Annotated in this window: 14 protein-coding genes; 6 read left to right on the top strand and 8 right to left on the bottom strand. The window is 46.5% G+C overall.

Going from position 1 to position 12,713, the window contains the following annotated elements; translation table 11 throughout:
* Positions 1–465 precede the first annotated feature (465 nt).
* Complete coding sequence (locus V202x_RS04355) at positions 466–720, top strand: hypothetical protein (RefSeq protein WP_145171553.1); 255 nt, start codon at positions 466–468, stop codon at positions 718–720.
* A 180-nt stretch (positions 721–900) separates the two neighbouring features.
* Here V202x_RS04355 and map read toward each other — a convergent pair whose 3' ends face one another.
* From map to V202x_RS04335, 4 genes are all read right to left on the bottom strand, one after another.
* Positions 901–1,647 (bottom strand): type I methionyl aminopeptidase, encoded by a 747-nt coding sequence (gene map, locus V202x_RS04350; protein ID WP_145171551.1) that lies wholly within the window; start codon positions 1,645–1,647, stop codon positions 901–903.
* A 640-nt stretch (positions 1,648–2,287) separates the two neighbouring features.
* Complete coding sequence (locus tag V202x_RS04345) at positions 2,288–2,917, bottom strand: hypothetical protein (protein ID WP_145171549.1); 630 nt, start codon at positions 2,915–2,917, stop codon at positions 2,288–2,290.
* 89 nt (positions 2,918–3,006) lie between these two features.
* Complete coding sequence (locus tag V202x_RS04340; RefSeq protein WP_145171547.1) at positions 3,007–3,681, bottom strand: hypothetical protein; 675 nt, start codon at positions 3,679–3,681, stop codon at positions 3,007–3,009.
* Positions 3,682–3,790: 109 nt separating this feature from the next.
* Positions 3,791–4,252 (bottom strand): hypothetical protein, encoded by a 462-nt coding sequence (locus V202x_RS04335; protein WP_145171545.1) that lies wholly within the window; start codon positions 4,250–4,252, stop codon positions 3,791–3,793.
* 256 nt (positions 4,253–4,508) lie between these two features.
* Here V202x_RS04335 and V202x_RS04330 point away from each other — a divergent pair, with 256 nt between their 5' ends.
* Together V202x_RS04330 and V202x_RS04325 are read left to right on the top strand one after the other, a co-directional pair.
* Positions 4,509–5,000 carry an NUDIX hydrolase gene (locus V202x_RS04330; protein ID WP_145171543.1) on the top strand — a complete coding sequence of 164 codons (492 nt, stop codon included), beginning with the start codon at positions 4,509–4,511 and terminating at the stop codon, positions 4,998–5,000.
* A 299-nt stretch (positions 5,001–5,299) separates the two neighbouring features.
* Complete coding sequence (locus V202x_RS04325; RefSeq protein WP_145171540.1) at positions 5,300–5,662, top strand: hypothetical protein; 363 nt, start codon at positions 5,300–5,302, stop codon at positions 5,660–5,662.
* Between the two features lie 156 nt (positions 5,663–5,818).
* On the opposite strand, the gene scpB is transcribed toward V202x_RS04325, so the two are convergent.
* The 3 genes from scpB to V202x_RS04310 form a co-directional block, all read right to left on the bottom strand.
* Positions 5,819–6,619 carry a methylmalonyl-CoA decarboxylase gene (gene scpB / locus V202x_RS04320; protein WP_145171538.1) on the bottom strand — a complete coding sequence of 267 codons (801 nt, stop codon included), beginning with the start codon at positions 6,617–6,619 and terminating at the stop codon, positions 5,819–5,821.
* Positions 6,620–6,627: 8 nt separating this feature from the next.
* On the bottom strand, positions 6,628–7,941 hold the full coding sequence (locus tag V202x_RS04315; RefSeq protein WP_145171536.1) for an acetyl-CoA hydrolase/transferase family protein: 1,314 nt from the start codon (positions 7,939–7,941) through the stop codon (positions 6,628–6,630).
* A gap of 343 nt (positions 7,942–8,284) precedes the next feature.
* Positions 8,285–8,725 carry a nucleoside deaminase gene (locus V202x_RS04310; protein ID WP_145171534.1) on the bottom strand — a complete coding sequence of 147 codons (441 nt, stop codon included), beginning with the start codon at positions 8,723–8,725 and terminating at the stop codon, positions 8,285–8,287.
* Positions 8,726–9,036: 311 nt separating this feature from the next.
* Between V202x_RS04310 and V202x_RS04305 the strand changes: the two genes are divergently transcribed.
* Positions 9,037–9,573 (top strand): hypothetical protein, encoded by a 537-nt coding sequence (locus V202x_RS04305; protein ID WP_145171532.1) that lies wholly within the window; start codon positions 9,037–9,039, stop codon positions 9,571–9,573.
* A 111-nt stretch (positions 9,574–9,684) separates the two neighbouring features.
* Here the strand turns inward: V202x_RS04305 and V202x_RS04300 are convergent, their stop codons facing one another.
* Positions 9,685–10,392 carry a hypothetical protein gene (locus V202x_RS04300; protein WP_145171531.1) on the bottom strand — a complete coding sequence of 236 codons (708 nt, stop codon included), beginning with the start codon at positions 10,390–10,392 and terminating at the stop codon, positions 9,685–9,687.
* A 279-nt stretch (positions 10,393–10,671) separates the two neighbouring features.
* Here V202x_RS04300 and prpB point away from each other — a divergent pair, with 279 nt between their 5' ends.
* Together prpB and prpC are read left to right on the top strand one after the other, a co-directional pair.
* Positions 10,672–11,565: a methylisocitrate lyase gene (prpB, locus tag V202x_RS04295; protein WP_145171529.1), complete on the top strand. Its 894-nt coding sequence runs from the start codon at positions 10,672–10,674 to the stop codon at positions 11,563–11,565.
* Positions 11,562–12,713 carry a 2-methylcitrate synthase gene (gene prpC / locus V202x_RS04290; RefSeq protein WP_145171527.1) on the top strand — a complete coding sequence of 384 codons (1,152 nt, stop codon included), beginning with the start codon at positions 11,562–11,564 and terminating at the stop codon, positions 12,711–12,713. The genes prpB and prpC overlap by 4 nt, the downstream gene beginning before the upstream one ends.

Raw genomic sequence — 12,713 nt, 5'->3', positions numbered from 1 at the left:
TATAAAACTGTCTTGTTTTATATAAAGTACTAATACTGTCAGAGAGATAGTAATAGATACAAACACAAAGAAAAAATTGATTATTGGTTTCATGATAATTCTACTTATTAGGAATAATATGTCTGTATTGGACTACTACAGTGCTTGCCAACTGCCCTTTTTCAAGTGATGGCTGACATATTGATGGACAGCTAAAGAGAACATAAAATGAGGGTAAGTTACAAATTTATCCCGCTAAAAGTGGTGCACTCCAAATTGGCCCAGCTCAAACCAGCCTCTCTTAAATTACAATCACCCAGATCGGAACTTTTTCCTTGCTCCTCTTGATCGTTTTCAACACGGTCACTGAATTATGTTTGTTTAGAACTTTTTTTTCAAGTTTTTTGCGAGGTGATTGATTAATGTTGTTAATATGAAATGACGTAGTACTATTCACGACGTCGAAGTAAGCATATTGATACTGACATGAATGACAACGCAGAATTATCAAGGCAGTGTCCGTGTTGCGGTCTAGTACTTCTGTTGGGTACTATTTTTGATGCAGCAGCAAAAGAGGAAGAGTTTGGGCCGATACTTGGGATAAAAAAGAATGTTGATCCAGCGAATGCAAAAGCAGGATATATTGGAATCGGCAGTCTTAGATTGGAAAACCATGCACCTGAGTTTTATTCATGTCCTCGGTGCAAAGCCGATCCTTCGGAAAAAGTTTTAGACACTTGATCGGCTATTGGTTTTAAATCAACTGCACCGGATTTTGCAGCGCTTGATTTTTATGATTGTTGTATCTGTTTTAATTTCAATGAGTTAGAAGATTTGTAAATGGACCAGTATCGTCCATTTTTCAAGTTTAATCGATAACCTGCAAGTCGCGATTATCTATATATAGTGGTTTGCCGTTTTTTAGATCATGGTTAACAGGATTGGTTTACCTTTCGTAATGACCAGCGTGTGTTCAAACTGGGCTGAGAGACTGTTTTTTCCCCCTGCCAGTGTCCATCCGTCGTCGGTCTCGGTGACAAACCTGTTTGTCGTTGATAAGAACGGCTCAATGGTGATAACCAGTCCTGCATGTAACCTGCGTTTCTCTCTTGGCTCATCGTAACCTGGAATTGTGTCAGGTGCTTCGTGCAGACCGCGTCCGATACCGTGGCTGCATAAATTTTTGATAATTTGAAAGCCGCTCTGTTTTGCAACCTTCTCAATCGACCTTCCGATGCCATTGAGCGGTCGACCTGCTCTCGCGACGTGGCAGGCTTCATTCAGGGCGAGTTTTGTTGAGTCGATCAGTTTGTTTTTGATCGCGTTGTCCGGAGGAACAACCAGGGTTCCACCGGTATCTGCGAAGTATCCATTCTTTTCAGCAGACACATCAATATTCACAACATCGCCGGGCTGGATCACTCTGTTTCCGGGAATTCCATGCGCGACCTCTTCATTGATACTGATGCAGGTATAGCCGGGAAAATTATATGTTACTTTCGGAGCGGAATGGGCATCATAGCGTTCAAACATCTCTTTGCCGATGAGATCCAGCTCGCCCGTGGTCATGCCAGGTTCTGTGCGATTCATCATCTCTTTCAGCGTCATTGCTACAATTCTGCCAATATGTCTTAATTCTTTGAGCTCCTGCTCTGTTTCGATCGTCATCTTAAAACTCCCTTCAACAGGTCTATGATGCAACTGAGAGCTGTCATTTTTATATAAAGCCGCAGAAGCTTTATTCGTGTTATTGATTTTAATATTGTGAAGCAGAAAGCAAGGCAATCCTGAGGGTAAAGATATCTGTTAATGGTACGAAAAGTAAGGCTAATCGGAAGATCCCTGTTCACTCGCATTCCCCCTGCCTATAACCTGTTCAAGCCTCATGCGATCGTCCAGGCAGCCACAGTCAATGCACCGGAATCGAAATTCGAGTTTCAGCTCGACTCAAAATTCAAGCCCCCGCGTTCGTTTTTTGAAAACTGATCATCGAGTCTCAAGGTGTGTTTGATAATAAAAGAAATAGATAAAGGGGCGTGTCTCACTAGTAAAAGAGACCTACCCCGATCCTGTTCGGCACAGTTTATGTTACCTTTTGACTTTATTACTACGAACAAGGAATTTTTTTTTGTTTTGTGTCGTTCGTGGCTTGTAAATTGGTCAATCTGCATAGAGGAAGCCGCGTTGACTGTTTGAGACATCTACACGCCGCAAGCGAAGCCCGCTGAGATTGAAGAACAGGACATCACCGGACTGAAGTATTTCTGACAGTGGCACCCGGTGGTAATTAAATTGATCGTCTGTGTTATCAAGGCTCAATTTCTTGTCCAACAAACTCTACTGATCCAACACTTCCGTAGTCGTTAAGGAGATCTATCCTCCATAGTTTCTCTCTGTCTTGAATTACGATTTCGTCTAAGAAAACCGTTTCGTGGTATCTGACACTGGCGTTGTTGAGGTAGTAGGCAAGATTATGAAGAATTTCAAATGCTTCACATAGCCGTGACGGTTTTGGGCCTGATTCATCACCTGGAATCAAAAGTTTGATATTGTCGAACTGAATCAAAGAACTTGTTAACTCATGAGGAAGCCAGAATTGGGATACATTTTCGGTATAACCTCCCCAGCAAATCCCAAGTGTATCTTCAAAGTCTTTTAAAAGACCGTTTTGGAACACTTCGTTTAGTTGGTACAAAACCCATGTACTGTAGGTGATTTCGCCATTTACAAGACACGATTCTAGCCATTTTCTTTCACCAAAGTATACGAATCCGTCACGATCTTCAGCACTTGCTAAGTATTTCAAACGGTCATTTAGCTTGGGGAGTAATATCCCACTTTGGCCAATGAGTGTACCGTGTGATGCTTCTTCCTCAATTTTTCGATACTCTGGCCAAGGTATATAGTGTCTCTGCTTTGTAGCAAATATGTCGTTCATTACTTTGCCCCTCCAGTGAGAATGTTAACAAACTCGAAAAACACTCGGAGTAGAAAGTAAAAAAACCTGGTCTTTTTATTCAGTTGTGGCTACGCCGGATTCACGCGAACGTCGGTGATTGTTTGAGGAAAACTCTGTATCAACAACGGTATCGGTGCAAAGAGCAAACACAGAACGAAGTTTTGCACCCATATGAACATATCCATGGCAGGAGAGCGAAGTTGCCTGGATTTAAGATGTGAAGGGTATTGCTGTTTGACAAAGTTCGCGGAATCGTAGGCGATGCTGAGATCGTTGATGGATTGAAACGGTGTGACGATTTCGTGGAAAGGATTAACTTTGGTTTCCGGACGATGAAGGAATGAGAGCAAAATGGAACCGATACCAAACGGAATAAAGAAAATGTGTAGGTGATCATCAAAGCCGGTTATCCAGACAATCAACAGGCATGCAAGTAACAAAACGGCAGCAACTGGTTGCACGAAGGACCAGATATGTGTTTTCTTGACGATGACAGTGGAATTCGACTCCAGTAGTAGAAGTAATCGCTGGAAGTAATCCCATTGTGGTTTCGACAGCACAACGGGATGATCAATACAATCATCGTAGAAATACCAGACAGTCTCAATGACAAACTGCACTGTCGAGTCATCGGTATCAGGAAAATCCAGCAGCGCATCATCGAAATCGAACGCCGTCAGTTCATCGTCGAGATATTGACGAATGAGGTCAGCAAGTCGGTTTCGTGCATCGCGGTCAACCATTATTTAAACTCTTGTTGCGAAATCTATTTTTTTAGAACAAATCAAGATTCGTTTTTTCGTATCGAGACTATTTGTGATGTTGTCTTCTACCAAAACAGAACTTTGACACTCAGCAGCGTAAATCAGGTTCCAGTGAGTAGCAGTTAACAGTGCCTTCCAGATCACGTATGGCCATCACCAATGCTCCCTGCTGATTAAAGGTACCCTTCTGTTTGAACTGTACCTTACCTTTGGTTTTGCCGCATTCCCAGTAGAGCCCGCCTTGTCTGGTGAACTCGTTATGATCAGTCTCGGCCCGAAAAACACACATTGAACCTAAGAGTAACCTGCCCACGTTGGGTAAGTGTCCCGGGGCGTGGGCAGAAGTGAAGAAGAGATTCGATTCAGTGGGACTGGTTTTAAAAGTGACCTGCTCGATAATCCTAAAGCTCCAGGGCCACTTGCTCGCACTCTCTAGAAATGGGTCGGCTACTTTCTTGTTCTCTTCACCGTTGATGTCTCCGGTTACCATCACCCCCATGGTTAGCCCTGCCACCATTTTTACCGCATCTCTTCTGCTCAGGTCACTCATGATTGCCTCCCGATGAGTAAAATCAACATGCGAATTTAGAACTGATCGTTCATCGTATGAATTTTACTTGAACGAATGTGGCTGCATACATTCTCTACGATGCAATGTAATACTAAATCATATCAGTCAGTGGTATACTGTCAACAACGAGTATTGTGTATTATCCCGTTTCAATTAGAACCATTTCTCAGGAGCAGTGCCGAAGCAGGAGCGTAAAGAGAGACGAAGCCTGTTTTTCGGGCTTGGGGGGTAAGCCATGAAACAACGTAATTCAGCGCGGGCGATTCTGCTGAACAATCGGAGTCAGGTGCTGTTGATCCAACACCAAGACACCATTCCGGTTGATCCAGCACAGCCTGATGTTCTTAAATATTGGGCAACGCCCGGCGGTGGAATCGAAGAGGGGGAGCAGCCAGTAGATGCACTCCAGCGCGAGTTACGGGAGGAACTCGCGTTGAATAACGTAACGATAGGACGACAGATTGGAGTTCGAAACGTATCACTGAATCTTCCGGGGGAAGGTTGCGTCATCAGCCACGAAATCTACTTTGTATGCCATGTCTCCGAGAGACCGGAACTCAATCATGCTGGTCTGTCGGAATGCGAACATGGTACGTTCAAAGGAATCAGATGGTGGTCGCTCGAAGCGCTCCATAACACGACTGAGATTCTGCGTCCCAGCGCGTTGACTGAATTGGTTGAGAATGCATTGTGCGCCGATTCCGAACCAGTCCTTTTACAGGACTAATCGTCTGGTGGATGGTCTAAGAAATACGATCTAGTAGAGGCCCTTGAGTTTATCGGGCACGAGATTTAATGCTATTTTGCCAAGGGGTTAAGGGGTTGGGAATGGATACCGTGCATCTCACTCCAACGCAGCATAATCCGTGAAACGACTGGAAATGCGACTGGTGATGGAATACGATGTGGGCGCTTCGGTAAAATTCTGTATTCGTACTAGGCTGCATTCTGCAGTCAACAGGTAGTATGCGAAAGCTTCGTATTACTGATGTGAGCCACGCCTATGATCGAAAGGATAGTCAGACTATGAACGACGAAATCTCAATGCCGAATGACATAGTTGAATTTGCTCAGGAATTGACCAGTGGTGAGCCTGGGGCCTTGGAGATAATAAAGATCCAAGAGTTCGAAGGCGACGAAGATACGAATGATGACGCATTAGAACGGAAGCATCGTGAGTTCGAAGCTGTCCACCAATCACTTGTCGAGGAGTTATCCAGTCGATTCGGCGCTCCAAATGTTTCGAAGGTAGAAGATGAATTCGAAACCATTCCACTCTGCGGCGTCTATCCAGCCGCGACATGGGAGGTGGAAGGGATGGAGCTATTTTTGGCAATTTCTCATGAAGATCGAGAGACTCCCATGCTACTCGCAATCGGCACTACATGAGAAAACATAACATTCAGTTTTATTCCTCGCGGAATGCGACGATCCCTTAAACAGTTTGCTGGGGCTAATAAAACTGCCTACTTAAGTATGTCGTTCAAAATGATGCCGATCTTCCATGAGATATTAACGAAGAAGGAAAAGTATTTTGTGTTACAGTCAGGGAGTGTCGTTTAATTCCGGATCAACTCGGAATACGGGGGCGCGTTTTTCAAGAAAGGCCTGGATGCCTTCATGATAGTCGGGACCATAATAGACTTTCCGTCGCAGCCCATGAATGTACTCGAACTGCGATGCACTAAGTGGTGCGGCCTGACTGAGCATGTTGAGCGTTGTTTTGGCAACGGCAATCGATGCCGCTGATCGAGACGCGATGGTCCGCGCCAATTCATAGGTTTGGCTTTCCAATTCTGTATGGGGAACGATCTGATTGACCAGTCCGGCTCGCTCGGCCCGCTCTGCCGTCAGCAGGTTGGCCGTGAAGAACAGCTCTTTGACAATGCTGAGAGGCAGCCTGGAAAGGAAGCTCTGGAATCCCGATGCATTATACGGGAGCCCCAGTTTGGCAGGGGTAATTGCGAAGGCACAGGTTTCATCAGCGAGAACCAGATCGCAATTCATAATCAGGTCACAAGCGCCTCCCCAGACGGAGCCATGCACCATCGCGATCACGGGGGCGGGAAAACTGCGTATAGCCCGTAGCAGCTTTTCGAGTGGATCATCATATGGGAGTGGGTCTGTATCCGCCTGCGGAAGTTCATCCACATCATGGCCGGCTGACCAGACTTTTTCGAAGGTCGCTGCCCGCAGCACTACGGCCCGCGTGCCGTTTTGTTGCATTGTCTTAAGGGCTGATAACACTTCGGTGATCAGATCGGCACTCAAAGCGTTTCGCTTCTGATAGTTGTTGAACGCAATCGTTCCAATTCGATCTTCATTGCTGACTGTGATAAAAGACATAGTCCACCTCAAATTAGAGTCACGCGTTGTGCGGCTGCGGTCAGTTCATCTCGAAAATCAGGATGAGCAATGCTGATCAATGCCTCGGCCCGTTCCTTGGTTGATTTGCCTCTCAAATTGACAATCCCGTGCTCGGTACAAACGTATTCCACATCCATCCGCGGGTCTGTCACCATGCCGACCTTGGGCACGATTGTCGAGAGCGTTCCTTTGCGTGCCGTCGATTGCAATGCGATAATGGACTTTCCCCCTTTCGACAGGGAAGCGCCCTTTACGAAATCATACTGGCCACCGGAGCCACTGTATTCATGCTCCCCGATAAACTCGGCATTCACCTGGCCGTACAGATCGATTTCGATAGCCGTGTTGATAGAGACAAAGTTGTCATGTTGTGAGATGACACGGATATCGTTGACATAAGATGAGGGATAACTTTCGAACGCTGCGTTATCGTTCATGAACGCGTATGATTCTCTGGTTCCGAAAGCGACCGTGAAGACATGTTTAAAGGGATGCAGCGTTTTCTTTTTCCCGGTAATCACTCCTTTGCGAATCAGGTCGGCCATGCTGGGAGAAAACAGTTCCGTGTGAATTCCCAGGTCTTGATGATTGCTCAATGCCTCGGCAACCCCCGAAGGCACACGTCCAATGCCCAGCTGGATCGTTGCGCCATCAGGGACTAACGGTGCGATCAATGCACCAATGGCACGGCCTGCTTCCGAAGTTTCAGCCACTCCTGCCTCAATGAGTGGTACATGATTTTCCACAATGGCCTCAACTTCGCTGACATGAATCTGTGATTGCCCGAATACGCGAGGCATGTTTTGATTGACCTCAACGAGCAGCCGCCTGCAATGCCGTGCAGCGGTGGAAGCGAAATCGTTGTTCGTACCCAGAGAGAAGTAGCCTCCCCCATCCATGGGACTGACTGTAACCAGAAACGTATCGAGATCGATGATTTCTTTGAACAGCCGAGGAAGGTCGCTGAAGTGCACGGGGACAAAACTCATCACCTTGTGGCCTGTCTGCTGCTGGTCTTTGATAATCTGGTGTTCGGTGCCGCTCAGGAAGAAACAGTGGGGGTCAATCTTTTCCCTGACACCTTCCACCAGAAGTGAGTCGCTAATCGGCTGCATTCCGATCTTATAGTAAAAGCGAATTGATTTGAGGTCGTCCGTTCGCAGGCGATCTCCCAGCGCCGCTACCAGTGCGGGCGGTTGTCCAATTGCCATGCCAGCCGAGACGGTCTCACCTTCTGAAATCAGTGCGACTGCTTCAGCAGTACTTTTGAGTTTTGCAGCATACAGATCAGCGGCGTCCATTCCCCACAGTCCTTTTACGGAATAAGAATCTATACGAGACCATTGAATACAAGAGGACTTTCGCGTTTTCGAATTAAAGTGTCAAGAGGGAATGGCATTGTCAGTGGTAGGATCAGCCATTTGTTGGCAGACTAATGCGAAGTTTCCTTATTCACCAAACTTCTCTACAACCAGTTCCTGAAGCAGATGAAGATCGATTTTGCCCATGCCCGTGCATGGTAGTTCGTCGAAGAGCAGGTAGTGCACTGGATTTTTATATTTGGCAAGGATGACAGAAAAAGGGGAGCAGGTCAAATCTAGAAAAAACGAGTCCTGACCCAATTCTCCGCCCTTAATTCTCCGATTACTCTTCTCCGATATCTTCATTCCAGAGTTCAGGGCTTGAGTCCTTGAGTTGTTCCATCAAGGAAATGCATTTTGCGTTTTGAAGTACTTCGATCTCAACTCCGCTCGCTTTTAACATTTCTTCATCGCCTAAAAAGGTTTGATTCTCCCCGATAATGACTCGAGGTATTTGATAAAGACGGATGGCACCACTACACATGGGACAGGGCGACAGAGTCGTATAGAGAGTCGAATTTCGATAGACACTTGCTGGTTGCCTGCCTGCATGTTCCAACGCGGCCATTTCTCCATGCAAAATGGCACTCTTTTTTTGTATGCGAAGGTTGTGTCCCCTGCCAATAATCTTGCCTTGGTAAACAAGAACTGACCCGATTGGAATGCCACCTTCTTTAAGCCCTTGTTCCGCTTCGTCTATTGCGGCTTGCATAAATTCATCCATTGTATACAAGCATCCTTTCAATCACTTCAAAATTCGTATACAACAAGAGTGTTGTGATAAAAAGTGCGTCTCAAAAAACACTCTATTTTTAGATTGTATCAAGGTGTAGTGTAAATCGTTTTTCTGACAATGACCAGCTTTTTTGAAAAAGTAAACGAGCTTTGGTCTGTTTCTCAGGTTTGGGGAACTTCGACTTGACCCCAAATATTCCCTTGAAGGAGTTTTCCCAGCTCTATGCATTTTTTAGAATGATATTTGGCTTCGGACACCTTTATTTGTCCGACGCAGGCAAGGCTTAAAAGGAGATAACAATGTTACAAACGATTTCATTTGTTGCTGTCATAGCGATTACCAGTTGTTCTTACGCAGCTGATGCGCGGCCTCCTTATGGGAAATTGACCGTTACCGAAGATCTGATACGACAAGAAATCGTCAGGCTAGGTGGAGACTGGGAGTCAGGAGAGAAACCTAAGCTTGTCTCTTTTATAGGCGACAAATTCGAAAGCAGACATTTCGAAATGTTGACTCACCTTCCAACTCTAGAGGGTTTTTATGTTGACACATGTGCTATTGATGAATTTGCTATGTCATGCCTTTCTCAATTACATCAGCTTAAGCGGCTGGACATTGTAGAGTGTAAGCTGGAGCCTAAGAGCTTGTCGCTTCTTCGAAGCAATCGTGAGCTCAAGCAAATTTATTTTGGTTCCATTTTCATATCGGATCAATTAATGACAGAGCTCGCAAAATTTCAGAATCTCAGAAAGATTATATTTGACGATTGTAAAGGGTTAACGAAAGAGCGACTTTCGACCTTAAAAGCGGCATTGCCCAACGTGATGATTCATTGAGAGAACAGCTTTTGTCCGACCGCACCAGAAAAACCGTGAAAGAGATTGCTACTAGTCATAAAAGACACTATTGGATCAGGACTCTATTTCTAAATTGTACACATCTCATAATTATGCCGGATTCACGCGTACATTTGTGATTGTTTGACGAAAGCATTGTATCAACAATAGTAATGGTGCAAAGAACAAACAGAGGATAACGTAAGACATCCACACTGGCATACGGAAATCAAATGAGCGAATTCGTCGCGATTCAAGATCCGAAGGATACTGCCGTTTGACGAAGTTCGTGGATTCATAGGCGATGCTGAGGTCGCTGATGGATTGAAATGGTGTGACGGCTTCGTGAAAAGGATTTTCTTTGGCTTCCGGTCGATGGAAGAATGAAAGCAAAATGGAACCGATGCCAAATGGAATGAAGAAAATGAGTAAATGATCACCAATGCCGGTTAGCCAAACGATCAACAGACATACGAGTAACAAAATGGCAGCAACTGGTTTCGCGAAGGACCAGAGACGTGTTTTCTTGACGATAACAGTGGAATTCGACTCTAGTAATAAAACTAATCGTTGGAAGTAATCCCATTCTGGTTTGGTCAACACAACGGAATGGTCCTTACAATCATCGTAGAAATACCAGACAGTCTCAATCACAAATTTGACTGTCGTGTCGTCCGTATCAGGGAAATCTTTCAGCGCATCGTCGAAATCGAACGACATCAGTTGATCGTCGAGGTATCGACGAATGAGGACTGCAAGCTGGTTTCGTGCATCGCGTTCAACGATTGTCACTGGATCTTTTCTGCTCAGATTACTCATGTCAGCCTCCCGATGAGTAATATCAACACGTGAATTAAAGATTGATCGTTTACCATATCAATTTTTGTGAAACGAATTAACTCTCACACATTGCATATAATGTTTTGTACTAATAAATCGTACTAAGCAACAGTGGACTGTCAACAAGCAGTTTTCTATTATCGAGATAATTGAGAATCGTTATGTAGGTGCCACACTGAAGCAGGGGAGTTAATAAAGACTTCAGTCACTAATCGAGAAGATCTCAACAGCATTGAACGAAAAGGAAGGAAGGGAACTGTGATCACGGCAGGTGGCAGATTTCGCAAAGCCATTGAAGAAGAACAACCCTTACAGTGTGTAGGAGCCATCAATGCCTACCACGCGCGCCTGGCGGAAGCCTCCGGGTACCGGGCCTTGTATCTTTCCGGCGGAGGAGTATCAGCGGGGTCGTGCGGTCTTCCCGATTTGGGAATCACCACAATGGACGATGTGCTTATCGATCTCAGACGCATGACCGACGCAGCCAGTTTACCAATATTGGTTGACATCGATACCGGCTGGGGGGGCGCGTTCAATATTGCCCGCGCTGTGCGCGCGATGAACAAGACAGGAGCCGCAGGCGTGCATCTGGAAGATCAGGTTCAGCAGAAACGGTGTGGACATCGTCCCAACAAGGCCATTGTGACTCAGGCAGAAATGGTCGATCGAATCAAGGCCGCCGTTGATGCCAAGCTGGATGACGATTTTGTGATCATGGCTCGCACCGATGCCCTGGCCGTGGAAGGCATGCAGTCAGCCATTGACCGCGCGTCTGCTTGTGTAGAAGCGGGCGCTGACATGATTTTCCCGGAAGCAATGACTCAGCTCGAGCAATACCGGGAATTTGTCGATGCGGTACAGGTTCCCGTCCTGGCCAATATTACCGAGTTTGGAGCCACACCCCTGTTTACCGCGCAGCAATTGGCAGACGTAGGAGTGAGTATTGCCTTGTACCCGCTGTCCGCCTTTCGCGCTGCCAACAAGGCGGCGCTTAACGTTTATCAAACCCTTCGCAAGGATGGCACGCAACAAGGTGTGCTCGATACGATGCAAACGCGTGACGAACTCTACGACTATCTTGGCTATCACGATTTCGAAAACAAACTTGACCAGCTCTTTGCAGAGAACAGTTCGGAGGACGAACCATCATGAACGAACCACCGGCCGATATTAGAAAACCGAAAAAATCGGTTGCACTCTCGGGAGTGGAAGCGGGCAACACAGGAATTTGTACTGTGGGGCGTTCAGGAAACGACCTGCATTATCGTGGCTTTGACATACTCGACTTTGCCGAGACAGCCGAATTCGAAGAAATCGCGTACCTGCTCATTCACGGATCACTGCCAACGCAATCGGAACTTTCCGCATACAAAACAAAACTGAAGTCGTTGCGAAAACTTCCCGAGCCCGTCAAAACAATGTTGGAAGCCATTCCCGCCTCGGCACACCCCATGGATGTCTTGCGGACGGGCTGCTCGATGCTGGGAACGTGCGAGCCCGAACCGGCCGAGCATACGGCTGAGACAGCGCGGAATCTGATTGACCGCTTGATGGCCAGCTTTGGTTCGATGTTGTTGTTTTGGTACCATTTCGCCAATGAGGGGCGAAGGATCGAAGTGGAAACCGACGCGGATTCCATCGGCGAACACTTCCTGCAACTTTTACATGGCGAGCAACCTGGCGATTCCTGGATTCGGGCGATGCACACCTCGTTGATCCTTTATGCGGAGCACGAATTTAACGCATCGACCTTCACCGCACGCGTGATTGCCGGAACGGGGTCGGATCTCTATTCTTCAATTACAGGAGCCATCGGCGCACTCCGGGGGCCCAAGCACGGCGGTGCGAATGAAGTCGCTTTCGAAATTCAGAACCGTTATACGGATCCCGATTCTGCCGAGGCCGATATTCGCGAACGCGTCGGTCGAAAGGAAATCATCATTGGGTTCGGCCATCCGGTTTACACAACAGGCGACCCGCGCAACACCGTGATTAAATCTGTTGCCAGACAGCTCTCGGAAGAAGCAGAGGAAATGACGTTATTCGACATTGCCGAGAGACTGGAGTCAGTGATGTGGGAAGTCAAAAAGATGTTTCCCAACCTCGATTGGTTTTCGGCGGTTTCCTATCATCGAATGAACGTTCCCACAGAAATGTTTACCCCATTGTTTGTCATGTCCCGCATTGCTGGCTGGGGCGCACACGTGATCGAACAACGTGAAGATGGTAAGATCATTCGCCCTGGTGCCCATTACACCGGCCCCGAAAACCTCGACTGGATTGCACTGGAGAATCGTTAA

Source organism: Gimesia aquarii (assembly GCF_007748175.1).
GTDB classification, from domain to species: Bacteria; Planctomycetota; Planctomycetia; order Planctomycetales; family Planctomycetaceae; genus Gimesia; species Gimesia aquarii_A.
Note: the sequence above shows the minus strand (reverse complement) of the source record. Positions and strands in the feature narration are given on the sequence as shown.

What these genes read in the sequence shown, in the direction of transcription:
- map (WP_145171551.1), bottom strand. Translation starts at nt 1,647, where the DNA reads ATGACGATCGAAACAGAGCAGGAGCTCAAAGAATTAAGACATATTGGC.
- V202x_RS04315 (WP_145171536.1), bottom strand. Translation starts at nt 7,941, where the DNA reads ATGGACGCCGCTGATCTGTATGCTGCAAAACTCAAAAGTACTGCTGAA.
- V202x_RS04300 (WP_145171531.1), bottom strand. Translation starts at nt 10,392, where the DNA reads ATGAGTAATCTGAGCAGAAAAGATCCAGTGACAATCGTTGAACGCGAT.
- scpB (WP_145171538.1), bottom strand. Translation starts at nt 6,619, where the DNA reads ATGTCTTTTATCACAGTCAGCAATGAAGATCGAATTGGAACGATTGCG.
- V202x_RS04345 (WP_145171549.1), bottom strand. Translation starts at nt 2,917, where the DNA reads ATGAACGACATATTTGCTACAAAGCAGAGACACTATATACCTTGGCCA.
- V202x_RS04340 (WP_145171547.1), bottom strand. Translation starts at nt 3,681, where the DNA reads ATGGTTGACCGCGATGCACGAAACCGACTTGCTGACCTCATTCGTCAA.
- V202x_RS04335 (WP_145171545.1), bottom strand. Translation starts at nt 4,252, where the DNA reads ATGAGTGACCTGAGCAGAAGAGATGCGGTAAAAATGGTGGCAGGGCTA.
- V202x_RS04305 (WP_145171532.1), top strand. Translation starts at nt 9,037, where the DNA reads ATGTTACAAACGATTTCATTTGTTGCTGTCATAGCGATTACCAGTTGT.
- V202x_RS04310 (WP_145171534.1), bottom strand. Translation starts at nt 8,725, where the DNA reads ATGGATGAATTTATGCAAGCCGCAATAGACGAAGCGGAACAAGGGCTT.
- prpC (WP_145171527.1), top strand. Translation starts at nt 11,562, where the DNA reads ATGAACGAACCACCGGCCGATATTAGAAAACCGAAAAAATCGGTTGCA.
- V202x_RS04325 (WP_145171540.1), top strand. Translation starts at nt 5,300, where the DNA reads ATGAACGACGAAATCTCAATGCCGAATGACATAGTTGAATTTGCTCAG.
- V202x_RS04330 (WP_145171543.1), top strand. Translation starts at nt 4,509, where the DNA reads ATGAAACAACGTAATTCAGCGCGGGCGATTCTGCTGAACAATCGGAGT.
- V202x_RS04355 (WP_145171553.1), top strand. Translation starts at nt 466, where the DNA reads ATGAATGACAACGCAGAATTATCAAGGCAGTGTCCGTGTTGCGGTCTA.